Source organism: Streptomyces cathayae (assembly GCF_029760955.1).
In the GTDB taxonomy this organism is placed as follows: domain Bacteria; phylum Actinomycetota; class Actinomycetes; order Streptomycetales; family Streptomycetaceae; genus Streptomyces; species Streptomyces cathayae.
In genome coordinates this window covers 4,406,871-4,432,139 of sequence record NZ_CP121682.1, presented here as the reverse complement: position 1 = coordinate 4,432,139, position 25,269 = coordinate 4,406,871, and the positions used below count along the sequence as shown (strand labels likewise).

General features: G+C 71.2%; 24 protein-coding genes and 1 pseudogene. 15 read left to right on the top strand and 10 right to left on the bottom strand.

What is annotated here, in order from left to right; translation table 11 throughout:
• Nucleotides 1-71: 71 nt before the first annotated feature.
• Nucleotides 72-2,954, bottom strand: a complete 2,883-nt coding sequence (locus PYS65_RS20315) for an FAD-binding and (Fe-S)-binding domain-containing protein (RefSeq protein WP_279335347.1) — start codon at nt 2,952-2,954, stop codon at nt 72-74.
• Between the two features lie 387 nt (nt 2,955-3,341).
• Here PYS65_RS20315 and PYS65_RS20310 point away from each other — a divergent pair, with 387 nt between their 5' ends.
• The 7 genes from PYS65_RS20310 (at nt 3,342) to serC (ending at nt 10,714) form a co-directional block, all read left to right on the top strand.
• Entirely contained in the window at nt 3,342-5,573 is a 2,232-nt protein-coding gene (locus PYS65_RS20310) for an ATP-binding protein (protein ID WP_279335346.1), read from the top strand.
• Entirely contained in the window at nt 5,570-5,977 is a 408-nt protein-coding gene (locus PYS65_RS20305; RefSeq protein ID WP_279335345.1) for a roadblock/LC7 domain-containing protein, read from the top strand. The genes PYS65_RS20310 and PYS65_RS20305 overlap by 4 nt, the downstream gene beginning before the upstream one ends.
• Entirely contained in the window at nt 5,974-6,321 is a 348-nt protein-coding gene (locus PYS65_RS20300; protein WP_109379351.1) for a DUF742 domain-containing protein, read from the top strand. Before PYS65_RS20305 ends, PYS65_RS20300 begins: the two co-directional genes overlap by 4 nt.
• Nucleotides 6,302-6,919: a GTP-binding protein gene (locus tag PYS65_RS20295; protein ID WP_279335344.1), complete on the top strand. Its 618-nt coding sequence runs from the start codon at nt 6,302-6,304 to the stop codon at nt 6,917-6,919. The genes PYS65_RS20300 and PYS65_RS20295 overlap by 20 nt, the downstream gene beginning before the upstream one ends.
• Nucleotides 6,916-8,157 carry a cytochrome P450 gene (locus PYS65_RS20290; RefSeq protein ID WP_387035511.1) on the top strand — a complete coding sequence of 414 codons (1,242 nt, stop codon included), beginning with the start codon at nt 6,916-6,918 and terminating at the stop codon, nt 8,155-8,157. The genes PYS65_RS20295 and PYS65_RS20290 overlap by 4 nt, the downstream gene beginning before the upstream one ends.
• Nucleotides 8,154-9,413: a cytochrome P450 family protein gene (locus PYS65_RS20285; RefSeq protein WP_279335343.1), complete on the top strand. Its 1,260-nt coding sequence runs from the start codon at nt 8,154-8,156 to the stop codon at nt 9,411-9,413. Before PYS65_RS20290 ends, PYS65_RS20285 begins: the two co-directional genes overlap by 4 nt.
• A gap of 182 nt (nt 9,414-9,595) precedes the next feature.
• Nucleotides 9,596-10,714 (top strand): phosphoserine transaminase, encoded by a 1,119-nt coding sequence (gene serC / locus PYS65_RS20280; protein WP_279335342.1) that lies wholly within the window; start codon nt 9,596-9,598, stop codon nt 10,712-10,714.
• A gap of 69 nt (nt 10,715-10,783) precedes the next feature.
• On the opposite strand, the gene PYS65_RS20275 is transcribed toward serC, so the two are convergent.
• On the bottom strand, nt 10,784-10,963 hold the full coding sequence (locus PYS65_RS20275) for a DUF397 domain-containing protein (protein WP_279335341.1): 180 nt from the start codon (nt 10,961-10,963) through the stop codon (nt 10,784-10,786).
• The gene (locus tag PYS65_RS20270; RefSeq protein WP_279335340.1) at nt 10,960-11,829 is read right to left on the bottom strand and encodes a helix-turn-helix domain-containing protein; all 870 of its coding nucleotides are present in this window, start codon (nt 11,827-11,829) and stop codon (nt 10,960-10,962) included. The genes PYS65_RS20275 and PYS65_RS20270 overlap by 4 nt, the downstream gene beginning before the upstream one ends.
• Nucleotides 11,830-12,005: 176 nt before the next feature.
• Between PYS65_RS20270 and PYS65_RS20265 the strand changes: the two genes are divergently transcribed.
• Nucleotides 12,006-12,428 carry an ATP-binding protein gene (locus tag PYS65_RS20265; protein ID WP_279335339.1) on the top strand — a complete coding sequence of 141 codons (423 nt, stop codon included), beginning with the start codon at nt 12,006-12,008 and terminating at the stop codon, nt 12,426-12,428.
• 220 nt (nt 12,429-12,648) lie between these two features.
• On the opposite strand, the gene PYS65_RS20260 is transcribed toward PYS65_RS20265, so the two are convergent.
• Entirely contained in the window at nt 12,649-13,275 is a 627-nt protein-coding gene (locus PYS65_RS20260) for a TetR/AcrR family transcriptional regulator (protein ID WP_279335338.1), read from the bottom strand.
• A 108-nt stretch (nt 13,276-13,383) separates the two neighbouring features.
• Between PYS65_RS20260 and PYS65_RS20255 the strand changes: the two genes are divergently transcribed.
• The gene (locus PYS65_RS20255; protein ID WP_279335337.1) at nt 13,384-14,103 is read left to right on the top strand and encodes a YqeB family protein; all 720 of its coding nucleotides are present in this window, start codon (nt 13,384-13,386) and stop codon (nt 14,101-14,103) included.
• A 484-nt stretch (nt 14,104-14,587) separates the two neighbouring features.
• Here PYS65_RS20255 and PYS65_RS20250 read toward each other — a convergent pair.
• Nucleotides 14,588-14,742 (bottom strand): annotated as a pseudogene (locus PYS65_RS20250) (cellulose binding domain-containing protein); the annotation flags it as partial.
• A 248-nt stretch (nt 14,743-14,990) separates the two neighbouring features.
• Here PYS65_RS20250 and PYS65_RS20245 point away from each other — a divergent pair.
• Complete coding sequence (locus tag PYS65_RS20245) at nt 14,991-16,280, top strand: RNA-guided endonuclease InsQ/TnpB family protein (RefSeq protein WP_279335336.1); 1,290 nt, start codon at nt 14,991-14,993, stop codon at nt 16,278-16,280.
• Nucleotides 16,281-16,333: 53 nt separating this feature from the next.
• On the opposite strand, the gene PYS65_RS20240 is transcribed toward PYS65_RS20245, so the two are convergent.
• Nucleotides 16,334-17,365 (bottom strand): WD40 repeat domain-containing protein, encoded by a 1,032-nt coding sequence (locus PYS65_RS20240; protein ID WP_279335335.1) that lies wholly within the window; start codon nt 17,363-17,365, stop codon nt 16,334-16,336.
• An 88-nt stretch (nt 17,366-17,453) separates the two neighbouring features.
• Here PYS65_RS20240 and PYS65_RS20235 point away from each other — a divergent pair, with 88 nt between their 5' ends.
• From PYS65_RS20235 to PYS65_RS20225, 3 genes are all read left to right on the top strand, one after another.
• A complete protein-coding gene (locus tag PYS65_RS20235) occupies nt 17,454-18,140 on the top strand; it encodes an SGNH/GDSL hydrolase family protein (RefSeq protein ID WP_279338013.1) in 687 nt (228 codons plus the stop codon).
• Nucleotides 18,141-18,255: 115 nt separating this feature from the next.
• Nucleotides 18,256-18,858, top strand: a complete 603-nt coding sequence (locus PYS65_RS20230) for a Uma2 family endonuclease (protein WP_279335334.1) — start codon at nt 18,256-18,258, stop codon at nt 18,856-18,858.
• Between the two features lie 30 nt (nt 18,859-18,888).
• Nucleotides 18,889-19,881 (top strand): aldo/keto reductase, encoded by a 993-nt coding sequence (locus PYS65_RS20225; protein WP_279335333.1) that lies wholly within the window; start codon nt 18,889-18,891, stop codon nt 19,879-19,881.
• A 158-nt stretch (nt 19,882-20,039) separates the two neighbouring features.
• On the opposite strand, the gene thpR is transcribed toward PYS65_RS20225, so the two are convergent.
• Nucleotides 20,040-20,636: an RNA 2',3'-cyclic phosphodiesterase gene (gene thpR, locus PYS65_RS20220; protein ID WP_279335332.1), complete on the bottom strand. Its 597-nt coding sequence runs from the start codon at nt 20,634-20,636 to the stop codon at nt 20,040-20,042.
• 114 nt (nt 20,637-20,750) lie between these two features.
• Here thpR and PYS65_RS20215 point away from each other — a divergent pair, with 114 nt between their 5' ends.
• The gene (locus tag PYS65_RS20215) at nt 20,751-21,338 is read left to right on the top strand and encodes a Uma2 family endonuclease (RefSeq protein ID WP_279335331.1); all 588 of its coding nucleotides are present in this window, start codon (nt 20,751-20,753) and stop codon (nt 21,336-21,338) included.
• A gap of 50 nt (nt 21,339-21,388) precedes the next feature.
• On the opposite strand, the gene PYS65_RS20210 is transcribed toward PYS65_RS20215, so the two are convergent.
• Both PYS65_RS20210 and PYS65_RS20205 read right to left on the bottom strand, forming a co-directional pair.
• A complete protein-coding gene (locus tag PYS65_RS20210) occupies nt 21,389-22,780 on the bottom strand; it encodes an MFS transporter (protein WP_279335330.1) in 1,392 nt (463 codons plus the stop codon).
• A 32-nt stretch (nt 22,781-22,812) separates the two neighbouring features.
• Nucleotides 22,813-23,250, bottom strand: coding sequence for a MarR family winged helix-turn-helix transcriptional regulator (locus tag PYS65_RS20205; protein WP_279335329.1), 438 nt, complete (start codon nt 23,248-23,250; stop codon nt 22,813-22,815).
• A 189-nt stretch (nt 23,251-23,439) separates the two neighbouring features.
• Here PYS65_RS20205 and PYS65_RS20200 point away from each other — a divergent pair, with 189 nt between their 5' ends.
• Nucleotides 23,440-23,622, top strand: a complete 183-nt coding sequence (locus tag PYS65_RS20200) for a ribbon-helix-helix protein, CopG family (protein WP_109379380.1) — start codon at nt 23,440-23,442, stop codon at nt 23,620-23,622.
• Nucleotides 23,623-23,700: 78 nt separating this feature from the next.
• Here PYS65_RS20200 and PYS65_RS20195 read toward each other — a convergent pair whose 3' ends face one another.
• Entirely contained in the window at nt 23,701-25,152 is a 1,452-nt protein-coding gene (locus tag PYS65_RS20195; RefSeq protein ID WP_279335328.1) for an NCS2 family permease, read from the bottom strand.
• Nucleotides 25,153-25,269 lie beyond the last annotated feature (117 nt).

Sequence of the window (25,269 nt, the reverse complement as noted above, 5' to 3'; positions counted from 1 at the left end):
GGGCGGAGAGCCGGGGGCGGAGGTTGCGGTGGCTCAGGTGAGCGCGTTGGGGACACAAGGGCGGGAGCCGTTCACGGGATTTCCTCCAGGGCCTCCGCCAGGGCCTCCGCCAGGTGGCGGCCCCGGGTGTTCGCCAGTTGGGCCAGTTGGGTGCGGCAGGAGTAGCCGTCGGCCAGGATCAGGGCGTTCTCGGGTGCCTGGCGTACCGCGGGGAGGAGTTGGTCCTCCGCGCAGGCGGCCGAGACCTCGTAGTGGCCCTGCTCGAAGCCGAAGTTGCCGGCGAGGCCGCAGCAGCCGCCGCTCAGGTCGCCGGTGAGGCCCGCGGCGGCGCGCAGCCGGCGGTCGGCCGTGTCGCCGAGGACCGCGTGCTGGTGGCAGTGGGTCTGGCCGGCGACGGGGCGGTCCAGGGCCGGTGGGGTCCAGTCCGGCGCGTACTGCTCCAGGGTCTCCGCGAACGTGCGGACACGGGACGCCAGTTGTGCCGCGCGGGGGTCGTCGTGCAGGAGTTCCGGGGCGTCCGTGCGCAGGGTCGCCGCGCAGCTCGGCTCCAGGACGACCACCGGGGCGTCGGTGGCGAGCACCGGTTCCATCAGGTCCAGGGTGCGGCGCAGCACCGCGCGGGCGCGGTCGAGCTGACCGGTCGAGATGTACGTCAGGCCGCAGCAGACCCGGCCGCGGCGGGCCGTCAGCAGCCGCAGCGCCGAGCGGGAGCGCGCGTCCCCCACCGGGCTCCGGGCTCCGGCCAGGCGCAGTGTCGGGGGCAGCGCGACCCGCAGGCCCGCCGCCTCCAGGACCCGTACGGCCGCGCGGCCCACGGAGGGCGAGAGGTGCTCGGTGAAGGTGTCCGGCCAGAGGACCACCAGGGCACCGCTGTCAGCGGGCACGGCGGTCCGCCGTCCCCGCCACCAGCGGGTGAACGGCTCCCCGGCCAGGCGCGGGATCTCCCGCTCCCCCGCGATCCCGCCCAGCCGTTTCGCCGCCCGCGCGAGCGGGCCCACCGAGGCGCCCGCGTTGACCAGCGCCGCCGACCTGGTACGCGCCACCCAGCCCAGCCACAGCGGCAGCCGGCCCATCGTGTGGTGGGCGGCGGGCCGGCGGCGGCCGGCGTAGTGGTGGTGGAGGAACTCCGCCTTGTAGGTGGCCATGTCGACCCCGACCGGGCAGTCCGAACGGCAGCCCTTGCAGGACAGGCACAGGTCCAGCGCGTCCCGTACCTCCGTGGACCGCCAGCCGTCGGTCACCAGCTCGCCGGCGAGCATCTCGTGCAGCAGGCGCGCCCGCCCGCGCGTGGAGTGCTCCTCCCGGCCCGTGGCCCGGAACGAGGGGCACATCACCGCCGGTCCCGACACCGACTCCGTACGGCACTTGGCGACGCCCACGCAGCGGCGGACCGCCGCGGAGAAGTCGCCGCCGTCGGCGGGGTAGCCGAAGGCGACGTCCACCGGTTCGCGCGGCAGGACGGCGAAGCGGAGGTTCGCGTCCAGGGGCTCGGGGCGCACCAGCATCCCCGGGTTGAGCAGGTCGTCCGGGTCCCAGAGGCCCTTGACGCGCTCGAAGAGGGCCACCGTCTCCGGGCCGTACATGCGCGGCAGCAGCTCCGCGCGCGCCTGTCCGTCGCCGTGCTCGCCGGACAGCGATCCGCCGTGGGCCACGACCAGGTCGGCGAGTTCCCCGGAGAAGGTCCGGAAGCGGGCGACGCCCGGTTCCGTCAGCAGGTCGAAGTCGATACGGACGTGGATGCAGCCGTCCCCGAAGTGCCCGTACGGCGACCCGCGCAGCCCGTGGGCGGCCAGCAGCCCCCGGAAGTCCCGCAGGTACGCGCCGAGCCGGGCGGGCGGCACCGCGCAGTCCTCCCAGCCGGGCCAGGCCTCGCTCCCGTCCGGCATCCGGGTCGCGGTGCCGCTCGCGTCCTCCCGGATGCGCCACAGGGCGCGCTGCCGGGCCGGGTCGGTCACCACCAGGGAGTCCACGACGTCCGCCGCGCGGACGATCGCGTCCGCACGCGCGCGTGCCTCGTCCTCCGTGTCCCCGCCGGTCTCGACGAACAGCCAGGCTCCCCCGCGCGGAAGGTCCACCGAGGACGGCACCAGATCGGCCGCCATGCCCTCCACGGTGAGCGGGTGGTGCGCCAGCAGCCCGGCCGCGGCCTCGGCGGCGCCGCTCTCGTCGGCGTACGCCAGCACGGCGAGCGCACGCGCGCGGGGGGCGCGCACCAGCTCCACGACCGCCTCCGTCAGCACGCCCAGCGTGCCCTCGGAGCCGCAGAAGGAGCGGGCGACGTCGGCGCCCCTCTCGGGCAGCAGGGCGTCCAGGGCGTATCCGGAGATGCGGCGGGGCAGTTCGGGGAAACCGGTGCGCAGGCGGGCGAGTTCGCCGTCCACCAGCTCCCGCAGTCCCGCCGGGGCCCCGGCCCATCCCGGTCCGGGTCGCAGCCGCTCCCCGCGCGGGGTGATCACCGACAGTTCCCGCACGTTGTCCGCCGTCGTCCCCCAGGCGACCGAGTGGGAGCCGCAGGAGTTGTTGCCGATCATGCCGCCGAGAGTGCAGCGGCTGTGCGTGGAGGGGTCCGGGCCGAAGCGCAGGCCGTGCGGGGCGGCGGCCTCCTGGAGCCGGTCGAGGACGAGGCCGGGCTGGACGACGGCCGTGCGGGCCTCCGGGTCGAGGGACAGCAGCCGGTTCATGTACCGGGTGAGGTCGAGCACCACGCCGGTGCCGGTCGCCTGGCCCGCGATCGACGTGCCGCCGCCGCGCGGCACCACGGGGACGCCGTGCTCCCGGCAGACGGCGAGCACCGCCGCCACGTCGTCGGCGTCCCGCGGCGACACCACGCCCAGCGGCACCCGGCGGTAGTTGGAGGCGTCCATGGTGGTCAGCGCCCGCGCGGTGACGCCGAAGTCCACATCGCCGCGCACGCCCGCGCGCAGTCCGGCCCGCAGTTCCCGGAGATCCGTCATGCTCCCAGGATGCCCCCGGAACGGACGGCACACCGGCGGTGGCGCACACCCCGCGCGGCGCACGGGGCGGGGACGCCGGGGCGCCGATTCACTCAGGAGTGACTCAAATCCCGAGAACGGGAACGGAATCTTCCCAAGCAGATCACTAACTTGCATATAGTGACCGCGAGTTGCGCGCAGTTGTCGGCCCTCGTTCCGGAAGCGACCCCGAAACCGGTTCCGGCGACCCCATGGACCGTCCGAGGGCCGCGCGGACAACACGCGTGGACAACACGCGTGGACAGCACGTGTGCACAACACGCGTGGACAGCACGTACAGACGACACGGGCAGACGACGGCGTATGCCCAGCGGACCCGACCGAGGACCCGACCGAGGACCCTGATTGATGACCTCTCCCCTGCTCCCCGGCGACCGCCCCACCCCCCGCAGCCTGCTGCCCGTCCCCCTGCTCACCGCGGCACTCGCCGCGATCGGGGTCGTCGTCGCGGTGCTCCTGGGACCGGCCTCCGCGCGCCCCGTCCTCACGGCGGCCGGAGTGGTCGCCGCCCTGCTGCTGTGCGCGGCCGTCACCTGGGCCACCCACGCCGCCCTGACGGCGCGGGCGCTCCGCGGGCGACTGGAGGAGGTCTCCCAGGACGTCGGCCGGCTGCTCCAGGAGCGCGCCCGGCAGGCGGAGGAGGCCCGCCGCCAGCACGAGCGGCTGACCGGCGAACTCACCCGGGAACGGGCCCGGTTGTCGGCCGACCTGGACCAGGAGCGGGACCGCCTCGCGAAGTCCGTGGCGGCGGAGCGCGAACGCCTCAACGAGCAGCACGCCACCACCACGGCCCGGTCGGCGCAGGAGCACACCGCCGAGCGGAGGCGGCTCACGGAGGAACACACCGCCGAACTCTCCCGTCTCACCGACGCCCACGCCGCCGAACTCACCCGGCTGAGGGAGGACCACGTCGCCGAGCTCTCCCGGCTCGCCGACGAGCACGCCGGGGAACTGCGCCGGCGCGCCGAGGAACACGACGCCCACACCGCCGGACTGGTGCGGCAGCACGCCGACGAGCGCGACCGGCTCGACGCGGACCTCAAGCGGATCGGCGAGGAGCGGGCGCGGCTGTCCCAGGACCGGGACCGGCACATCGGGGAGAACGCGCGGCTGGCCGTCCGGCTGCGCGAGGCCGACAGCGCCCGCGCCGCCGCGCTGTCCGCGACGGCCAACGCGGCCGGCCGGATGCAGGCCCTGTCCACCGGCATGCTCGCGGACCTGCGCGCGATGGAGGACAAGCACCACGACGAGGAGGTCCTCGCCGACCTCCTCCACCTCGACCACCGCACCGCGCAGGCGGGCAGGCTCGCCGACTCCGTCGCCGTCCTCACCGGCGCCCGCTCGGGCCGCCGCTGGGCCCGGCCGATCCGCATGGAGTCGATCCTGCGCGGCGCCATGGGCAGGATCAGCGGCTACCGGCGCGTCCGCGTCCACTCCGCCGCCGACACCGCCGTCGCCGGGCACGCCGCCGAGGGCGTGATGCACGCGCTCGCCGAACTCCTCGACAACGCGGCCAACTTCTCGCCGCCGACCGCCGAGGTCCACGTCTACGTGGAGGAGGTGCCGGCCGGTGTCATCGTCTCCGTCGAGGACAGCGGGCTCGTCATGGGCGAGGCCCAGCTGCGGCGTGCCGAGCGTGCGGTCTCCGGCGAGACCAGCGGGCTCGGCGGCCTCACCGGCACCCGGCTCGGACTCGCCGTGGTGGGCCGGCTGGCCCGGCGCTACGGCCTCCGGGTCTCCTACCGGCCCTCGGCCCGCGGCGGCACGGGCGTCCTGATGCTCGTACCGCAGGACATCCTCGTATCGCCGGACGCGCCCCACACCCCGCCCGCCGGCGCCCCCGCCCGCACCGAAGCGCACACCCGGCCCGCACGGCCCGCACGCTCCGGGCCCGAGGCACCGGCGGGCGCGGTACCCGAGCCGTCCGCGTCGGGCCTCCCCCAGCGCCACCACACCCGCCCGGCCGAGGCACCGGCCGTCCACCCCGCCGACGCCACGGCCCCGGCGGAAACGGACCCCGCGGCCACACCGGCGCCCGCAGCGGCGCCCGCGGCGGCGAACAGCCACTCGTACGCGGCACACCGCGCCGGAGCCGACCTCGACCCCGACCCGGTGCCCACCCACGAGTCCCCGGACCGGCACACGGACCCGAGCCCGAACACAGGCACAGGCGCAGGCGCAGGCACGGACGCCTCCACACCGGACGAGTCCCCGCTCGGCCTCCCGCGCCGCCGCCGCGGCCGCACCCTCGCCGAGGCCGAGCGCACCCGGAGCGCCGGGACCCGCGCCACCACCCCGCGCCCCGCGCCGCCCACCGCCGAGGAGACGAGGGCCCGCACGGCCCGCTTCAGCAGCTTCCGCCAGGCCGTCCGCGCCACCGCCCCGGACGACGCGGCGCCCTGCCCGGAAGCAGCACCCTGCACAGAAACGGACACCGGCACGAGCACAGGCACAGACAGAGGCACGAGCACAGACAGAGGCACCGGCACAGACACCGGCGCACGCACCACCCCCCTCGACACCCCCACCCCGACCCCGACCTCCACCCCCGTAACACCGGAAGGCGACACCACCTCATGACCGGCACGACGACCGCCGACGAGAAGCTCACCTGGCTGATAGAGGGCCTGTTGGAGCGCACGCCGGGCGCGCGGCACGCGCTCGTGCTGTCCAGGGACGGCCTGAAACTGTGCCGCACCCCCGAGCTCTCCGCCGACCAGGCCGACCAGCTCGCCGCGATCGCCGCGGGCATCCAGTCCCTGTCGCACGGCGCGTCCGTGGAGTTCGGTGACGGCAGCGGAGGCGTCAGGTCGGCGATGACCGAGTTCTACGGCGGCGTGCTGTTCATCGTGGAGGCCGGCCAGGGCGCGCATCTGGCCGTCGTCACCGACGAGGACGCCGACGCCGGGCTCATCGGGCACAACATGAGCGAGCTGGTGGAGCAGCTCGGGGAGCACCTGACCGCGCCGCCGCGCACCTCATGAGCAGGCCTGGCAGGGACGACGCCCCCGACCGGCTCTACACCGTCACCGGCGGACGCAGCCGGTCCGGGGCCGACAACCCCTTCGACCTGGTGACCCTGGTCGTCGCCGAATGCGATCCGGTGCCGGGCATGCAGTCCGAGCACGCCGCGATCCTGCGGCTGACCGAACGACCCACGGCGGTCGTGGAGATCGCGGCCGAGCTGAAGCTGCCGGTGAGCATCACCCGCATCCTGCTCGCCGACCTCCAGGCGGCGGGACGGGTCAGCGCCCGCCACCCCCGCCAGGCCGCCGTACCCGACCCCGACATCCTGGAGCAGGTGCTCGTTGGACTCCGCAACCTCTGAGACGCGTACACCGCTGGGCGCGTCGGCCGACAACGGCCTCAAGATCGTGGTCGTGGGCGGCTTCGGCGCCGGCAAGACGACGATGGTCCGCTCGGTGAGCGAGATACGTCCCCTCAACACCGAGGAGACCATGACCCGGGCCGGGGAGGCCGTCGACGACGTCAGCGCGGTGAGCGGCAAGACCGCGACCACCGTCGCCTTCGACTTCGGCCGCATCACCCTGGACCGGCGCAATGTGCTGTACCTGTTCGGAGCGCCCGGCCAGGAACGCTTCTGGTTCCTGTGGGACCGGCTGTTCTCCGGCACCCTGGGCGCGGTCGTCCTGGTCGACACCCGGCGCATCGACGATTCCTGGTACGCCATCGACCGGCTGGAGAAGCACGGCACCCCGTTCATCGTGGCCTGCAACGACTTCGGCGGCCCCGCCTTCGCCCCGGAGCAGATCCGCGAGGCCCTCGACCTCGATCCGCACGTCCCGCTGGTCACCTGCGACGCCCGGTCCCGGGAGTCCAGCAAGCTGGTGCTGATCACGCTGGTGGAGCACATCCAGGCCCGCTACGCCGACCCGGCCCGAGCCTCCCGTCAGGAGCTGGTGTGAGCCCCACCCCCGCGTCCCCGGCCGCCCCCGTCGCCCTCAGCGGGCCCCTGCTCCAGGACGACCCCGCCGGGGTGTACCGGACGATGCGGCGCGACCACGGCAGCGTGGTCCCGGTGCTGCTCGACGGCGACGTACCGGCCTGGCTGGTGCTCGGCTACCGCGAACTGCACCAGGTCACCGGCGACCCGGTGCTGTTCAGCCGCGACTCCGACCTGTGGAGCCAGTGGGAGGACATCCCCGACGACTGGCCGCTGCTGCCGATGATCGGCCGCAAGCAGCCCTCCATCCTCTACACCGTCGGCGAGCGGCACCGCGAGCGGGCCGCGATGCTGGTGCACGCGCTGGAGGCGGTGGACCCGTTCGAACTGCGCGGCTACGCCGAGAAGTTCGCCGACGAACTGATCGACGGCATCTGCCCCCAGGGCACCGCCGACATCATCGGCGAGTTCGCGATGCTGCTGCCGGTGCGCGTACTGGCCCGGCTCTACGGCTTCTCCGACGAGCAGGGGCCGGCCCTGGTCACCGCCCTCAACGACATGATCGACGGACGGGAGCGGGCGCTCGCGGGCCAGGCCCACCTGTTCACGTCGATGACCGAACTGGTGGCCGCCCGCGGGAAGGCGCCCGCCGAGGACGTGGCGTCGCGGATGCTCGCCGACACCTCCGGGTTCACCGACGAGGAGATCGTCCAGGACCTGATGGTGATGATGGCGGCCGGGCACCAGCCGACCGCCGACTGGATCGGCAACTCCCTGCACCTGATGCTGACGGACAACCGGTTCGCCGCGTCCCTGTTCGGCGGCCGCAACAGCGTCGCCGAGGCGATGAACGAGGTGCTGTGGGAGGACACCCCCACCCAGAACGTGGCCGGCCGCTGGGCCTCCCGCGACACCCAGCTGGGCGGTCGCCGCATCCGCGCCGGTGACATGCTGCTCCTCGGCCTCCAGGGCGCCAACTCCGATCCCCAGGTGCGTACCGACGGCTCCGCCCTGACCGGCGGGAACGGCGCGCACTTCTCCTTCGGGCACGGGGAGCACCGGTGTCCGTTCCCGGCTCAGGAGATCGCCGAGGTGATCGCGCGGACCGGCATCGAGGTCGTCCTGGACCGGCTGCCGGACATCGACCTCGCGGTGCCGGCCGCGTCCCTGACCCGCCGCCCCTCGCCGTGGCTGCGCGGGCTGTCCGAACTTCCGGTCACCTTCACACCCACTCCCGCCCTTGGAGGCAAGCTCAGATGACGGCTGCTGGTACGGACTCTCCCACCACCACGACGGACACCGGCCAGACCCCCATCCACCTCGACCCGTTCGTCTCCGACCTGGAGTCGGAGAGCGCGGCGCTGCGGGCCGCCGGGCCCCTCGCACGCGTGGTCCTGCCCGGCGACGTACCGGTGTGGGCGGTCACGCACCACGCCGAGGCGAAGAAGCTGCTCACCGACCCCCGGCTGGTGAAGGACATCAACGTCTGGGGCGCCTGGCAGCGCGGCGAGATCGCCCCCGACTGGCCGCTGATCGGGCTCGCCAACCCGCCCCGCTCCATGCTCACCGTGGACGGCGCCGACCACCGCCGGCTGCGCACCCTGGTCGCCCAGGCGCTCACCCCGCGCCGGGTGGAGCAGATGCGCGGCCGGATCACGGAGCTGACCGAGGGCCTGCTGGACAAGGTGGCCGCGGAGCCGGGTGACACGGTCGACCTGAAGGCCCTGTTCGCCTACCCGCTGCCGATGTACGTGGTCGCCGACCTGATGGGGCTCGCCGAGGAGCGGCTGCCGCGGCTGAAGGAGCTGTTCGAGAAGTTCTTCTCGACGCAGACCCCGCCGGAAGAGGTCATCGCGACGCTGACCGAACTGGCGCAGATCATGGCCGAGACGGTCGCGCGCAAGCGGGAGAACCCCGGCGACGACCTGACGTCCGCGCTGATCCAGGCGTCCGAGGACGGCAGCCGGCTCACCGACCAGGAGATCGTCTTCACGCTCCAGTTGATGATCGCGGCCGGTCACGAGACGACGATCTCACTCATCGTCAACGCGGTGGTCAACCTCTCCCTCCACCCCGAGCAGCGCGAGCTGGTGCTGTCCGGTAAGGCGGACTGGTCGGCGGTGGTCGAGGAGACCCTGCGGTACTCCACGCCCACCTCCCACGTGCTGATCCGGTTCGCCACCGAGGACGTACCGGTCGGTGACAAGGTCCTGCCCGCCGGGGATGCGCTGATCGTGTCGTACGCCGCGATCGGCCGCGACGAGCAGGCCCACGGTCCGAGCGCCGGCGTCTTCGACATCACCCGCGACACCGCCAACCGGCACATCTCCTTCGGGCACGGCCCGCACGTGTGCCCCGGCGCGGCCCTCTCCCGCCTGGAGGCGGGCGTCGCCCTGCCGGCCCTGTACGCGCGCTTCCCGAAGCTGGACCTGGCGGTCCCGGCGACCGAACTCCGCAACAAGCCGGTGGTCACCCAGAACGACCTGTACGAACTGCCGGTGACCCTCGGCGGCTGACCTTTCCGGGACGGCCTTCGGAACGGCCTTCGGGACGACTTTCAAGGCGGCGGGACGGGGACTCGACCCCGTCCCGCCGCCCCACCGCCCTGCCCCGGCCCTCCCTCCCCCACCGGCTGATTCGTGTCTCAGCCGACGGACGAGATTGCACCCGGGTTTCCCGGAGCCGCTAGGCTCCTTCCGTGGCTGAGATCCGGATTCCTGCTGACATCAAGCCCGCCGACGGTCGTTTCGGCGCGGGCCCCTCCAAGGTGCGGACGGAAGCGCTGGACGCGCTGGCCGCGACCGGCACCTCCCTGCTGGGCACCTCCCACCGCCAGGCCCCGGTGAAGAACCTGGTCGGCGAGGTACGCGAGGGCATCCGTGAGCTGTTCCAGCTCCCCGAGGGCTACGAGGTCGTCCTCGGCAACGGCGGCTCCACCGCGTTCTGGGACATCGCCACCCACGGCCTGATCGAGAACAAGTCACAGCACCTCACCTTCGGCGAGTTCAGCTCCAAGTTCGCCAAGGCGGCCAAGCTCGCCCCCTGGCTGGCCGAGCCGGACGTCGTCTCCGCCGACCCGGGCACGCACCCCGAGCCGGTCGCCGCGGCCGGCGTGGACGTCTACGCCCTCACCCACAACGAGACCTCCACCGGCGTCGCCATGCCCATCAAGCGGGTGCCCGGCGCCGACGAGGGCTCCCTGGTCCTGGTGGACGCCACGTCCGGCGCCGGCGGCCTGCCCGTCGACATCGCCGAGACCGACGTCTACTACTTCGCCCCGCAGAAGTCCTTCGCCTCCGAGGGCGGCCTGTGGATCGGCGTCTTCTCCCCGGCCGCCATCGAGCGCGCCGAGCGCGTCCACGCCTCCGGCCGCCACATCCCGGAGTTCTTCTCGCTGCCCACGGCGATCGACAACTCCCGCAAGAACCAGACGTACAACACCCCGGCCCTGTCCACCGTCTTCCTCCTCAACGAGCAGCTGAAGTGGATCAACGGCCAGGGCGGCCTGGACTGGTCGGTCCGCCGCACCGCCACCTCGGCCCGCACGCTGTACGGCTGGGCGGAGGACGTGAAGTTCGCGAACCCGTTCGTCACCGACCCGGCCAAGCGCTCCCAGGTCATCGGCACCATCGACTTCACCGACGAGGTCGACGCCGCCGCGATCGCCAAGGTCCTGCGCGCCAACGGCATCGTCGACACCGAGCCCTACCGCAAGCTCGGCCGCAACCAGCTCCGCGTTGCCATGTTCCCGGCGATCGACCCGGCGGACGTCGAGGCCCTGACGAAGTGCGTCGATTACGTCATCGAGCAGCTCTGACCGCTCCCCCGCACGACGACGAAGGGCGCCCGGTGGATCACCACCGGGCGCCCTTCGTGCACGCGACGCCTACGCGAACTGACCGAGAAAGGCCTGCCAGCTCTCACCCGAGACGGTGAGCAGAGGCCCGTCGCCCTGCTTGCTGTCCCGGACGGCCCGGCCGTTGTCGGTTGTGTGGGCCACCTCGACGCAGTTCTGCTCCGGCTGGGAGTACGACGACTTCCGGAAGGGGCTTACGACCTCGGTCACGATGCGTCTTCCTTCAAGCTCCGCAGTATGCCCCGGATGAGCTTGGCGCTCGCCTCGGGTGCCAGTGCCGACGATCGTAGTAGGTCGTACATATTGGCGTAAGCGGTGAGGTCTTCAGGACCTTCGAGGACCGATGTTCCCCTCAGGTTCTCCAGGGTCACTGCCTCGACCGTCGGCTCGGAATCGAAGCTGAAGGCTGAGAAGGCCGACGCCACGGCTCCCAGTACACCCGCGCTGAACGGCAGCACTTGCACGGTGACGTTCTTCCGCTTCCCGATCTCCAGGATTGTCGCAAGCTGCTCCTGGTGAATCTCGACGTCCACCAACGGGTGCGCGATGACCGACTCCCCGAGGATGGTGGAGTACGTCGCCCCGCCCTCCTCGATCTTCGCCTGCCGACTCTCGCGGACCTTTCCCAGCTGGGCGATCCGGTCCGGGGAGATGTAGTGAGGGCTCTCCTTGGAGATCGCTTCCGCGTACGACGGCGTCTGCAGGAGCCCCGGAACCAGCACCGGCTGCCACTCTCGGATATAGGTCGCGTCATCCTCCAACGCGATGTGGTCGAGGTAGTCCGCCCGTAGGTGTGCGGCGTGCTCGAGCCACCAGCCCCGGCGCTTCGACTGACGGGCCAACCCCTCCAGTTTCTGGCGGACTTCGGGATCACTCACACCGTACGCGTCGAGCATCGCCCGGATTTCGAGTGGGCGGGCGGTCACATGTCCAGTCTCTATGCGGCTGACCCTGGTCTGGTGGGCGGCGATCACCTCGGCGGCCTGGGCCTGGTCCATCTTCGCCGCCAGCCGGTACGTCTTGAGCGCAGCGCCAAGTCGCCTGCTGCGCACGGTCGGTCGTCCACCTACGGGCATCTCCGCCCCCTCTCTGACAGAGCCAAACTGTAGAGCATGCCGCAGTCGAACATATCTCCAACAGCATGTATGCACCTCAATTGATTGCCGCTCTCCTTCTTGCGGCTCTAGCCTCATGGGAGAACGACGTTTCCATTTCCACATCTTGACGTCACGTCAGGAGGTACGGCACCCCCATGTCCGCAACCGAAACCTTCCGCATCCCCCAGCACAGACGGCACGTCCCCACCGCCCGCCGGCAGGTGCGCAAAGCCCTCGCGAACTGGGGAGTCACCGACCGACTCGCCGACAGCGTGACGCTCCTCGCCAACGAGCTCGTCACCAACGCCGTGACCCACTGCCGGATCTCCTGCGCCCAGGTCGAGGTGAAACTCAGCCTGCACGAGGCGCATTTGGTGCTGGAGGTCTCCGACCCCGACAGGGACAGGCTCCCCCGGCTGCGCAACTCCGCCCCGGACGAGGAGGGCGGACGCGGCCTGGTCCTCGTGGCGGCCCTGGCCGATACATGGGGCTGTCGGCAGGGTCCGCACACGAAGTGCGTGTGGGCCCTGTTCACGCTCGGCGAGACGGAGGGCGCCCGCATCCCGCCAACGCTGTGAAGCACTCACCCAACGCCGCGGGGCCAGGATGAGGGTGCTGTGCCGAAAACCGTGAGCAGTCGGCGGACATGTGTCACTCAAGCGCTCAAACGAGCGCCATCAGGACAGTCATGGCCAAAGTGCTCACGACTTTCAGCACGCAGGACGACCGAGACGGTGCGGGCGTTCTGTGTATGCCTGTGCGCCCGCCGTTGCATCGGGTCCTCTCAGGGCAGCTCGTTCACCGCTCCGGCTTGGGGGTGGTGTCGGGCCGCAGGAAACGGTGGAGGATCAGGCGCAGGGTGGGGAGCTGGGCGGCCGGGCTGAAGGTGGGATCGGTGGCGGCGCTGGTGTAGAGGGCGGCGATGAGGGCCATGACCCATGCCGCGGTGCCGTCCGGGTCCAGGGCGGGGTCGATCTGGCCTGCCGCGGCCGCGTTGCGCAGCAGGGTGAGGATGGTGGACTGCTCCTCGTCGTTGTCGCGGCTCAGCAGCGCTTCGAGCTCGGGATCGCGGTAGGCCTGGACCATCGCCTCCATGACGAGGGCGGGGACCAGCGGCTCCATGGCGGGGGCGGCGAGAAGGTCCACGGTGTCGAGGAGGGCGGTCCACGGATCGTCGGCGGTGCGGGCTGCGGCGAGACGCTCGGCCTTGGTGGCGCCGTCGTCCTCGTCGTCCTCGAAGACGGCGTGGAAGATCGCGCGCTTGTTGGGGAAGTAGTGGAACAGGTTGCCCGCGCTCATGCCGGCGGCCTTGCAGATCTCCGCCGTGGTGGTGCGCTCGAAGCCTTTGGCGGCGAAGAGTTCGGCCGCGGCGTTGATGATGTGCCGGCGCCGCGCCTGGCGCCTGGCCGGGTCGACTGTCCTCATCGGGGCCTCTTTCCGGTCAACTCTCGACTCCGACCTTCGGACGGATATTAATAGACTGAGTGCTCGGTCTATTATTACCCGGCGCAGGAAGCGAGGGGGAACATGGACATGAACAAGGGAACGGGGCGGGAGCCGCAGGGGAGCCGGCTCACCGTGCTCCGGCAGTCGACTTTGATCACCGTGTGCGTTTATGCCGCTTTCGGACTGGTGGGGGCGGGCGTCGGGTGGCTCGCCGGCCTCCTGGCCGACTGGCTGGTGACACTGCCCTGGGCGCCGCTGCAGGGACCGGCCGAGCTGGTCGTGTCCCTCCCCGCTCCGGTGCTGCCCGCCGCGGGTGCGGTGGCGGGGCTGGTTCTCGGACTGGTCGCCCAGTACGAGCAGTTGGTGGTTCGCCTGTCGGACGAGCGCGTTGCGCTCACCCGCAAGGGACGGGAACAGGAGTTCCCGCGCGACGCCGTCGCCACGGTGTTCCGGGACGGCGGTCAGCTCGTCCTGCTCGGTCACGGCGGTGGCGAACTCACTCGGCAGGAGTGCGACCTGGACACCGGCCGCGTTGCGGACGCCTTCACCGAGCACGGCTATGCGTGGGCGGACGCCGATCCGCACCAGGACGAGTTCCGCCGCTGGGTCCCGGGGGCTCCCGGACTCCCGGAGGGCGCGAACGCCCTCCTCAAGGCCCGCCAGGAGTCGCTGGAGAAGAAGGGTTCCTCCGACGACGACGTCGAGGAACTCCGCGAGGAACTGGCCCGTCTCGGCGTCGTGGTGCGGGACGAGAAGCGACGCCAGTACTGGAGGACCTTCCACAAAGCGGGTCCGGCCGCGGAATGAAGGGCGGTGGGGCCGTTGAGGCCGTGCCCCTCGGTGAGGCCGACACCGCTGTCATCGTGTGTGACCCTCGGTTCGCGCGCGAGGCGCAGCGCGACAACCGGCACGCACCGCCCTCGTCGCCTCCGCCGCCCAGTGCATCGGATGGGGCGGAGACGTGTCACTGGGGTTCCGCCTCGAACGTCCCCCCTTCCTTTCCCTGGGCCTGATGACCTGCCTCCCGGGCCACAGACACCTGGAACTCCGGTACCCCTGGTATAGCCGGGGAGGAACCGAGGGCATCGTCGGCTCGGTGCGGGAGATGTCCAAAAACGCAGAAACCCCCGGCATACCGGGGGCCCACGAGAGCAAGATCCTTTGGGTGCCCTCCGCGGATCACATAAGACCTTGCCCAGCCGATGTCGCCCCCCTCAAGCCGGACAGCAAGTCGCCCGGGGCCCGACGCTGTGTACAGCCACACTGCGCCGGGCCCCTGATCGCGCGTCGCTTACGCCGTCGCCGTACAGGTCACGCTCGGTACACCCCCTCCGCCGGGGGCGCCGCCGAAGCCGAAGCTCGCCGAACCGCCTGTCGGGACCGTGCCGTTGTGGGGGCGTTGGTCGCGGTGACGGTCGGGCCGGACTGGGTGTGCGAGGCGTTCCACCTCTCTTGCCGGGCGGGGTGCCCGGTCCTTCAGGACCGGGGCGCATGCCCGGTCCCGCGGAGCGGGGCAGGAGGAGCCGCATCGCCTTCGGGGCGATGCGGCGTCCCGGAAGAGGACGGTGGCGGGCTTGGCCATGGGAGGGGTGTGATGCTGCGTGGCTGGGAGTGGTGGCGGGGGTCGGTCGCTCGTTCGGGTGAGCCCGGTGGGATGCAAAGAAAGGGGCGGGTGACGGGGCTAGGTTGGCGGCATGTCACGGTTCCGGATGTACCCCACGGCCGCGCAGGCGGAGCGGATGCTGCTGCACTGTGCGTACGCCCGGTACGTGTGGAATCTGGCCGTCGAGCAGCACGCGCACCGGCGGCCGGGGCGCAGGTCTGCGCCCGGGTTTGCCGAGCAGTGCCGTCAGCTCACCGAGGCCCGGCGGGAGAGTGCCTGGCTGCGGGCCGGGAACGCGGACGTGCAGCAGCAGGCGCTGCAGGACTTCGCCAGGGCCAAGAGCGCCCGGTTCGCTTCCGGGTTCGGTGAGCCGACCTGGCGCAAAAAGCACCGGCATGAGGGCTTCCGCGTGATCGGCACCGACCGGGTCCCGGAGTCCCATCCGGACGGTTCGCCGAAGCTGAACACCAAGACCGGCAGGCAGGTCATGGGCCGCTCGGTGGTGGTGCAGAGACTCAACCGGCGGTGGGCGCGGGTGAAGGTGCCCGGCTGCGGCTGGGTGCGCTTCCGGCTCACCCGCGCCGGTCTGCCGGTGGCGAAGACCTTCCGGGTCACCTTCCGCAACGGCCGGTGGCACATCGCCTTCGCCGTCATCCCCGACCCCATCGACGCGCCCGGCACGGGGGAGGTCATCGGCATCGACCGGGGCGTGAAGATCACCGCTGCCCTGTCCGACGGGCGGAGGCTGAACTGCCCGCAGCTCACCACCCGGGAGCGGGCCCGGGTCCGCAAGCACCAGCGCCGGGCGGCCCGCGCCCCCAGGGGCAGCGAGGCCAAGGCCGCCGAGTATGCGAAGGTGGCCCGGATCAAGGCGCGGGAGGCGGACAGGCGCAAGGACTGGTGCGAGAAGACCTCCACCATGCTCGCCCGCACCTGCCGCCTGATCCGGTTCGAGAAGCTGAACATCACCACCATGACCCGCTCGGCGAAGGGAACCGTCGCACAGCCCGGCACCCGGGTGCGGCAGAAGGCCGGGCTGAACCGGAGCATCCTCGCCCAGGGCTGGGGCCTGCTCCGTCGCCGGACCGGGGAGAAGGCCCCGGGCCGGGTGGAGGATGTCCCCGCCCCGTACACGTCGTTGCGGTGCAGTGCCTGCGGATGGATCGAGAAAAACTCGCGCAAGAGCCAAGCCGAGTTCGTCTGCATCTCCTGCGGGTTCACCTGTAACGCGGATGAGAACGCAGCAGTCAACGTCGCGGCAGGACAGGGCGGGATCCCCCGCCCCCGGCGCACAGCCGGTGCCGGAGGGGTGACAGCGGCCACCGGCCGCTCGAGCGCCCGTGAACCTCGACCCACCCGGGTCGGAATCCCCCTCCTTTGAGGAGAGGGAGGATGTCAATACGAGGTACGGACGGCGCGTGACCACCCGCCGGTTCAGCCCCGCCGACGCCGGCGCCCCAGCCCGAACAGGACCGCGCAGACGACGGCCACGGCGGCCACGGCACCGATCGTGAGTCCGTCACCGGAGCCGGCACCGCCCTCCGAGCCCTCGTCCCCCGCCTGCGAGCCCCCGCCCGAAGAACCCGAGGCACCCGACGAGGACGCCGAGCCCGAGCCGCCCCCGCCGGGCGCCTCCCGGGCCTCGACCGGGCTCTGCTCGCCCTCGCTCCCGTACATCAGCCGGGAGCCGTCGGCGGAGTAGCTGACGGACTCGCCCTGCCCCTGGAGCGGCACGCTGAGCCGCTCCTTGCGCTCGATCTTCCCGTCCCGGGCGTCGTCCCACGCGTAGTGGATCCCGCCGAAATAGCCGCGTACGGCGAGCTGCCGGCCGTCCGGGGAGAACGCGGCGTCGGTGGCCCACAGCTCGACGGGTGCGATGGGCTCGAAGACGTTGCCGCCCGAGGCGGAGAGTTCGGCCGGCCCCTCGTACAGGTGCCCGCCCTCCTCCTTCTTGTCGACGATGTAGACGCGTCCGGTCTTCGGGTGCACGACGAGGGACTCGGCGTCGCGGGCGCCGTCGGAGTAGGTCACGACGTACTGCGTGGCGCGTACGGTCTGGTCCCTCAGCTCCTTCGGCTCGGGCAGCTCGTAGATCCACACATGCGGCCAGGTGCCGCCGAGGTTGTCGCCGATGTCGCCGACGAAGATCCGGTTGTCCGGCCCGATGGAGATGGCCTCGACGTCCCGGGGCGTGCCGATGCCGGTGAGGGTGAGCCGGGCGACGGTGTCGCCGGTGGCGCTGTCGACGGCGTAGAGGTAGGGGCCGTCGTCGCTGTCGTTGTGGGTCCAGTAGACGCCCGGGTGGAGGCGGGAGGCGGCGAGACCGCTGGACTCGGTGATGCGCGGGTCCTTGATCGTGAACCCCTCGTCGCCGTCGGCTGCCAAGGCGGGTGCGGCGGGTGCGGTGAGCGCGGCGCTCACCGCGAGGAGAAGGGCCGCGGCGGGCAGGGCGAAGGATCGGCGCATGCCCCAAGACTGCCATCACACCGCTGACTTGACGGCAGGTGGTCGGTCTCACATCGCGGTGGCCGGACTGATCGACGATGATGACCGGGTGCTCAGGTTCATGCCCGTCGGCGACTCGATGACCATCGGGAGCGCGGGTGAACACACCTGGCGCTACCGCCTGTGGCAGCACCTGTGCACGGAGTACGGCGGCCCCTTCACCTTCGTCGGCCCGCGCGAGACGCTGCACGACCAGGTGGCGGACGCCCCCACCTCGTACGCCTACGCCGAGCCCGACTTCCCCCGGGCCCACCTGGCCGGCTGGGGCGAGGGCTGGCAGCACATGGCGCCGCTGATCGGCGAGAGCGTCCGGTCCCAGCGGGCCGACGTGCTCCTGGTCTCCCTGGGCCTGATCGACCTCGGCTTCTACACGAACGCCGAGCAGACCGCGGACAACGTCCGTGCCTTCGTCGCCGGGGCGCGGGCGGCCAACCGCCGCGTCCGGCTGGTCCTGCTCCCGGTGATACCCAACATCCGCGCGGAGGCCGACCCGTCCTTCGCAGGCGAGGTCACCCGCTTCAACGAGCTGCTCGCGAAGACGGCCGCCGACCTCGACACCCCGGGCTCCCCGCTCCTCCTGGCCGCCGTCCCGCCGTCGTACGACTTCCACACCGACACCTACGACGGCACCCACCCCAACGCGAGCGGCGAACACAAGATCGCGGAGGCCTTCGCGGAGACGATGTACGAGGGCTGGGAGCTGGGCGGGCCCTACTCCGCGTCCTGCACGCCGTAACCGGCGACGGCGCTGCGGCGGCATATGCGCCTCTCCCCGTGTCCCGGTCACCGTGCGTATCGTTGTACCTCGCGGTTGCACCCGTCCATGGGGGCAGCCGGGGAGGAGTGCCACGATGACCGTCGTAGACGACAGGATCGCCATGGCCGACACCAACACACAGCGCTTGGACGAGTGGTTCGAGCGTCTGGAGCGGATGCCCGTCCCCGAAGGATTCAGGGTCGAGATCGTCGGGGGCAACGTCTACATGACACCGCAGCGGGACACCCATTGGGGGATCATCCGCCGGATCGTACGAGCCATCGAGGACAGGTTCGGGATGGACGTGCCGGTGTTCTCGGACGTCCGCATCGACTTCCCAGGCCACGAGAACGGCCTCTGCCCCGACGTGGCCGTGCTTCGCGCCTCCGCCGAGAAGGACGGCGAAGGCCGCTGGCGCTACGAGGACGTCGAGTTCGTCTTCGAGGTCATCTCCGAGGGCACGGCCGCCAACGACTACGGCCCGAAGAAGGCCGCCTACGCGACCGCCGAGGTACCCCTCTACGTCATCGCCGACCCCTACCGGGGTCGCTGCTACGTCTACACCGACCCCAAGAACGGCGACTACGTCACCAGGACGCGGGTGGACTTCGGCGACGACATCGATCTGACGGGCACCGTGGCCGACCTGACCATGAGGACCAGCGGCTTCCCCCGGGACCGGCCTCCCCTTGCATAGAGCGCGCTCCAGGACGTTGGCTTGGTGCTCATGGAGTACACACAGCTCGGACGCACGGGACTCAAGGTCGGTCGGCTCGTCCTCGGGACGATGAACTTCGGTCCGCAGACCGACGAGGCCGACAGCCACGCCATCATGGACGCGGCGCTGGACGCCGGTATCAATCTCTTCGACACCGCCAACGTGTACGGCTGGGGCGAGAACAAGGGCCGCACCGAGGAGATCATCGGCAACTGGTTCGCCCAGGGCGGCGAGCGGCGCGACAAGGTCGTGCTCGCCACCAAGGTGTACGGGAACATGGGCGCCGACGGTGAGGCGTGGCCCAACCACGACAAGCTGTCCGCCCTGAACATCCGGCGGGCCGTGGACGCCTCGCTGAAGCGGCTGCAGACGGACCACATCGACCTCTACCAGTTCCACCACATCGACCGCAGCACGCGGTTCGACGAGATCTGGCAGGCGATCGACGTCCTGATCCAGCAGGGGAAGATCCTCTACGTGGGGTCGTCCAACTTCCCCGGGTACAAGATCGCCCAGGCCAACGAAGTCGCGGCCCGACGCGGCGGGACCATCGGCCTGGTGAGCGAGCAGTGCCTGTACAACCTCGTCGAGCGCCGCGCCGAGATGGAGGTCATCCCGGCCGCGCAGGACTACGGGCTCGGGGTCATCCCCTGGTCGCCGCTGCAGGGCGGTCTGCTGGGCGGCGTCCTCAAGAAGGAGGCCACCCAGGGGCGCCGGGCGTCCGGGCGGGCCGCCGAAACGCTCGCCGACCCCACCGCCCGCGCCCAGATCCAGGCGTACGAGGACCTGCTCGACAAGCACGGCATCGAGCCCGGCGAGGCCGCGCTGGCCTGGCTGCTCACCCGGCCCGGGGTGACGGGGCCGATCGTCGGTCCGCGCACCACCGAGCAGCTGGCGTCGGCGCTGCGGGCGGTCGAGCTGGAGCTGAGCGAGGAGCTGCTGTCCTCGCTGGACGAGATCTTCCCGGGCCCGGGGCCGTCCCCGGAGGCCTTCGCCTGGTAGGACGCCGCCTTCCCGGCGGGCATGCCGGGATCGCCGGGGGTGCCTGGTGGCGGCGGGGCTAGTTTCCGAGCGCCGCCGCCACGGCCACTACCGCGAACATCAGTACAAGCGCACCGGCCATGATCCGGTTCCGGGTTTTCGGGTCCACGCCCTCGAGCCTAACCGGCCGCGCCGAGTGGGCAGCGCGCGACCACCTCGTAACGGGGCTGTTCGCCCGGCACCCCCGACCTCGGCAGGTTGCTGCGCACCAGCGCCACCTCGTCCACGGTCCAGGTGCGGCTCCGGAACCGCCCCAGGGTCTCCACGTACGGCCGTACGTCGGCACCGGTCCGGCTGCGGGCCAGCGTCAGGTGGGCCTTGTAGCGGCGGTGCTCCCCCATCACCACGCCCGCCCTGCGCCCCGCCGCCTCCGTACGGTCGGCGAGCAGGCTCAGGGGGTGCAGGTCACCGTCCGCCCCGGTCCACAGGGTCCGCCCGTGGCCGAACCGGCCACCGCCGCACAGCGCCAGCTCGAAGGGTTCGCTCCGGGACGCGGCCCGTTCCAGGCGGGCGGTCAGCTCGGGGACGAGGTCGTCGTCGACCTCTCCGTAGAAGGCCAGCGTGAAGTGCCAATCAGCGGCTCCGCCGCGGGGCCATCCGGGAACCCCGGTCCAGCGCAGGGCGTCCGCGCCGGGCAGCCGCCGCAGTTCCTCGACCTCGACGGCGAGCTCACGGATCACGTCCTCGGGCGGCACCACGGCGGCGAAGAGTCTCATGCCTCCAGTCTCACCGGGGAACGCGTGTACGCCCACGCGTGTCCTGGTCACCGTGCGTATCGTTGTACTGCGCGGCTGCGCCCGTCCGGGGCGCAGCCGGGGAGGAGCGCCACGATGACCGTCCTTGACGACAGGATCGAGATGGCCGACACCGGAGACGAGCTCACGCTCGACGCGATGTTCGAGTGGCTGGAGAAGATGCCCATCCCCGAGGGATACAAGACCGAGATCGTCGGGGGCCACATCTTCATGACGCCGCAGCGCCGCGCCCACTGGGACATCATCCTGAACATCGTCGAGCAACTACGCGCCAAGTACCCGCGCGAGCGTGTGACGTCCGACGTCCGCATGGACTACCCGGGACGTCTCAACGGGCTCGCGCCCGACGTGGTGGGGCTCGCGGAGGACGCCAAGGAGGACGCCCACGGACGCTGGCGCCACGAGGACGTCGAGTTCATCGCCGAGGTGATCTCCAAGGACACCGCAGCCAACGACTACGGCCCGAAGAAGGACACGTACGCCTCCGTCGGCGTCCCCGTCTACCTGATCGTGGACCCGTACACCGGTGAGTGGCACCTGCACACGTTGCCGAAGGACGGCAGGTACCACGGCACCGTCAGTCTCCCCTTCGGCAAGGAGGTCGACCTGACCGGGACGGTCGTCGGGCTGGTGCTCAAGACCGACGAGTTCCCCCGCGACTGATCGCGGGGGAACTCGTCGGGGCAGCGGGTCCGGCCGTCAGGCCGGCGGCGTCAGGCCACCGCCGTCAGCTCCCGTTGCCGCTCCCGCGGTACGAACCGCACCCGGGGGTGGCCGTGGTCCCAGCCGACCGTCAGGCGCAGGTTGCCGACGCGGGCCAGGATCAGACCGATCACCGCGGCGGCGAGGACCGCGACGGCACCGCCCATCGCGAAGCCGATACGGGCGCCGTAGGTGTCGGTGATCCAGCCGACGATCGGGGCGCCGACGGGCGCGCCGCCGAGGAAGACCATCATGTACAGGGCCATGACGCGGCCGCGTACGGCCGGGTCGGTGGACATCTGGATGCTGGTGTTGGTGGTGACGTTGACCGTCATGGCGAACAGGCCGATCGGGATCATGAGCAGGGCGAACAGCCACAGGGTGGGTGCCCCGGCCGCCACGATCTCCAGTCCGCCGAAGGCCAGCGCGGCCAGGATCAGCAGCCGCAGACGGGCCGTGCCGCGCCGGGCGGCGAGCAGGGCGCCGGCCAGGGAGCCGACCGCCATCAGGGTGTTGAACAGGCTGTAGACGCCCGCGCCCCCGTGGAAGACGTCGTCGGCGAAGGCCGAGAGATAGACGGGGAAGTTGAAGGCGAACGTGCCGATGAAGCCGACCAGGACGATCGGCCAGACCAGCTCGGGACGCCCGGCGACATAGCGCAGCCCCTCCCGCAGCTGCCCCTTGCCGCGCGGTGCGGGCGTGACGGCGTGCAGTTCGCGGGCCCGCATCATCATCAGGCCGGCCAGCGGCGCGATGAAGGACAGGCCGTTGAGGAGGAACGCCCAGCCCGTGCCGACGCCGGTGATCAGCAGGCCCGCGACGGCGGGACCGACCAGGCGGGCGGACTGGAAGTTCGCGGAGTTCAGGCTGACCGCGTTCTGCAGCTGACCGGGGCCGACCAGCTCGGCCACGAAGGACTGGCGGGCGGGGTTGTCGACCACCGTCGCCAGACCGGTGACGAAGGCGGCGAGGTAGACGTGCCAGACCTCGACCCGTCCGGTGAGGGTGAGGGCGGCGAGCACCAGCGAGGTGAGGGCCATCGCCGACTGGGTGACGAGCAGCGTGGGCCGCTTGCGCAGGCGGTCCACGAGGACGCCGCCGTACAGGCCGAACAGCAGCATCGGCAGGAACTGCAGGGCCGTGGTGATGCCGACGGCGGCCGAGGAGGCGGTGAGGGTGAGCACCAGCCAGTCCTGGGCGATGCGCTGCATCCAGGTGCCGATGTTGGAGACGACCTGGCCGATGAAGAACAGGCGGTAGTTCCTGATCTGCAGCGAGGAGAACATCCGGGACGTGCGGATGCTCCGTCCCGGTTTCCCCGGGTCGGGCGGGGTGTCACCGCCGGTGGGGGTGGAGCGGGTGTCAGGTCCGGGGGCGGAGTCTGCTCCGGGTCCCGTACTCAAAGTTCGCCTCCTAGCGAAAACTGCTGGTGTTCCTAGAGGTGCGCGAGCTTCTCCAGCACCGGTGCGGCGGCACGGAGTTTCGCCCATTCGTCCTCGTCGAGCTCCTCGGCGAGGGTGGCCAGGAAGACGTTCCGCTTGCGGCGGCTCTCGTGGAGCATCGCCTCGGCCTGTTCGGTCTGCGTCACGACCTTCTGGCGCCGGTCGTCGGGGTGCGGCTCCAGCCGGACCAGTCCCTTGCCCTCCAGCAGGGCCACGATGCGGGTCATCGAGGGCGGCTGGACGTGTTCCTTGCGGGCGAGCTCGCCCGGGGTGGCCCGACCGCAGCGGGTGAGGGTGCCCAGCACCGACATCTCGGTGGGGCTGAGGGATTCGTCGACGCGCTGGTGCCTGAGTCGACGGGAGAGTCGCATCACGGCGGAACGAAGGGCGTTGACGGCGGCCGCGTCGTCGCCATGGCTGAGGTCCGGCATGTTCTTTAGCGTAACTCATTACCTTCGCTAAAGGACCGACCGGGGCGCACCCGAATCCCGCCCGCACTCGTGACATCGGCCACTCGTGTCGCGGATCACACCACAGAGCACGCCATAAACCACTCGTACGAGTGATCCCTGAGCGGAACAGGGCACACCGGGCCGGGAAGTACGGCAAGGCTCATGCCCATGGGGACCGACGTACTCAGCCTGCGCATGGACCAGGAACTGCTCGAAAGACTCCGGAGCCATGCCGCCAAACGCGGAATGAGCGTCCAGGACTATGTCGTCCAGACGCTCATTCGCGATGACTTCGACCAGCGGTTCCAGACCGCCGTCGAGGAGACGGAGAAGTTCTACGGCGTCACCTGAGCCCGTACCGGGCCGGGCCAGGTCGGGCCGGGCCCAGGTCGGGCCAGGTCAAGCCAGACCGGCCCAGGTCGGGCCAGGTCAGGTCAGGCCCAGTGCCGGCATCAGGTAGTAGAAGGCGAAGACCGCCGACACCGCGTACATCGCGGCCGGGACCTCCCGGCCGCGCCCGGCCGCCAGGCGCAGCAGCACGAAGGTGATGAAGCCCATGCCGATGCCGTTGGTGATCGAGTAGGTGAACGGCATCATCACCATGGTCACGAAGGCCGGGACGGCGATCGTGTAGTCCGCCCAGTCGATCTCCTTGATCGAGCCCGCCAGGATCAGGAAGCCGACCGCGAACAGCGCCGGGGTGGCCGCCTGGGACGGCACCATCGTGGCGACGGGCGTGAGGAACAGCGCGACGGCGAACAGCGCGCCGGTGACGACGTTGGCGAAGCCGGTGCGCGCGCCCTCGCCGACGCCGGCCGTGGACTCCACGAAGGCGGTGGTGGCGGAGGAGGAGCTGGCGCCGCCCGCGGCGACCGCGACACCGTCGATGAACAGGACCTTGTTGATGCCGGGCATCTGGCCGTCGGCGTCGGTCAGCTTGGCCTCGTCGGAGACGCCCATGATCGTGCCCATCGCGTCGAAGAAGCACGAGAGCAGCACGGTGAAGACGAACAGGACGCCGGTCAGCACGCCGACCTTGGCGAAGCCGCCGAACAGGCTGACCTCGCCGATCAGGCCGAAGTCGGGGGTGGCGAGGGGGTTGCCGGGCCAGGTCGGGTTGGTCAGGCCCCAGGAGGGGATGTCGGCCACGGCGTTGATGATCACGGCGAGGACCGTCATCGCGACGATCGAGATGAGGATCGCGCCGGGTACCTTGCGCACGATCAGCGCCAGCGTGAGCAGCGCGCCGAGGATGAAGACGAGAACCGGCCAGCCGGTGAGGTGACCGCCGGTGCCGAGCTGGAGCGGGACGGTGGTCTGGGCGGCGTCCGGTATCCGGGAGACGAAACCGGAGTCGACCAGACCGATCAGCATGATGAACAGGCCGATACCGATGGCGATGGCCTTGCGCAGACCGTACGGGACGGCGTTCATCACGCGCTCGCGCAGACCGGTGGCGACCAGCAGCATGACGACGAAGCCGGCCAGCACCACCATGCCCATCGCGTCCGGCCACGCCATGCGCGGGGCGAGCTGGAGGGCGACGACCGAGTTCACGCCGAGGCCGGCGGCCAGTGCGATCGGCACGTTGCCGATGACGCCCATGAGCAGCGTGGTGAACGCCGCGGTCAGGGCGGTCGCGGTGACCAGCTGGCCGTTGTCGAGCTGGTTGCCGTACATGTCCTTCGCGCTGCCGAGGATGATCGGGTTCAGCACGATGATGTAGGCCATCGCGAAGAAGGTGGCGAATCCGCCACGGATCTCGCGGGGCAGGCTGCTGCCCCGCTCGGAGATCTTGAAGTAGCGGTCGAGTGCGCCGTGTGCGGGCGCGGGTCCCGGCTGATCGGGCAGGGGGGCCTTGCTGGGGGCCGACGTGGACATGCGGAACCTCATCACCGTCGGACTTCCAACAAAGTCCTTTGGCGCTTCCTACGATCAGAACGAGCCAGAGACAAACAGATTCAGTATGAAGATATAACGACAGCCACGCTATCTCCG

Coding starts and splice junctions, on each gene's coding strand:
- PYS65_RS20260 (WP_279335338.1), bottom strand. CDS start 13,275: ATGAGGACAGTCGACCCGGCCAGGCGCCAGGCGCGGCGCCGGCACATC.
- PYS65_RS20300 (WP_109379351.1), top strand. CDS start 5,974: ATGAGCAGGCCTGGCAGGGACGACGCCCCCGACCGGCTCTACACCGTC.
- PYS65_RS20200 (WP_109379380.1), top strand. CDS start 23,440: ATGGGGACCGACGTACTCAGCCTGCGCATGGACCAGGAACTGCTCGAA.
- PYS65_RS20310 (WP_279335346.1), top strand. CDS start 3,342: ATGACCTCTCCCCTGCTCCCCGGCGACCGCCCCACCCCCCGCAGCCTG.
- PYS65_RS20265 (WP_279335339.1), top strand. CDS start 12,006: ATGTCCGCAACCGAAACCTTCCGCATCCCCCAGCACAGACGGCACGTC.
- PYS65_RS20270 (WP_279335340.1), bottom strand. CDS start 11,829: ATGCCCGTAGGTGGACGACCGACCGTGCGCAGCAGGCGACTTGGCGCT.
- PYS65_RS20255 (WP_279335337.1), top strand. CDS start 13,384: ATGAACAAGGGAACGGGGCGGGAGCCGCAGGGGAGCCGGCTCACCGTG.
- thpR (WP_279335332.1), bottom strand. CDS start 20,636: ATGAGACTCTTCGCCGCCGTGGTGCCGCCCGAGGACGTGATCCGTGAG.
- PYS65_RS20230 (WP_279335334.1), top strand. CDS start 18,256: ATGACCGTCGTAGACGACAGGATCGCCATGGCCGACACCAACACACAG.
- PYS65_RS20240 (WP_279335335.1), bottom strand. CDS start 17,365: ATGCGCCGATCCTTCGCCCTGCCCGCCGCGGCCCTTCTCCTCGCGGTG.
- PYS65_RS20215 (WP_279335331.1), top strand. CDS start 20,751: ATGACCGTCCTTGACGACAGGATCGAGATGGCCGACACCGGAGACGAG.
- PYS65_RS20195 (WP_279335328.1), bottom strand. CDS start 25,152: ATGTCCACGTCGGCCCCCAGCAAGGCCCCCCTGCCCGATCAGCCGGGA.
- PYS65_RS20315 (WP_279335347.1), bottom strand. CDS start 2,954: ATGACGGATCTCCGGGAACTGCGGGCCGGACTGCGCGCGGGCGTGCGC.
- PYS65_RS20205 (WP_279335329.1), bottom strand. CDS start 23,250: ATGCCGGACCTCAGCCATGGCGACGACGCGGCCGCCGTCAACGCCCTT.
- PYS65_RS20285 (WP_279335343.1), top strand. CDS start 8,154: ATGACGGCTGCTGGTACGGACTCTCCCACCACCACGACGGACACCGGC.
- PYS65_RS20225 (WP_279335333.1), top strand. CDS start 18,889: ATGGAGTACACACAGCTCGGACGCACGGGACTCAAGGTCGGTCGGCTC.
- PYS65_RS20305 (WP_279335345.1), top strand. CDS start 5,570: ATGACCGGCACGACGACCGCCGACGAGAAGCTCACCTGGCTGATAGAG.
- PYS65_RS20245 (WP_279335336.1), top strand. CDS start 14,991: ATGTCACGGTTCCGGATGTACCCCACGGCCGCGCAGGCGGAGCGGATG.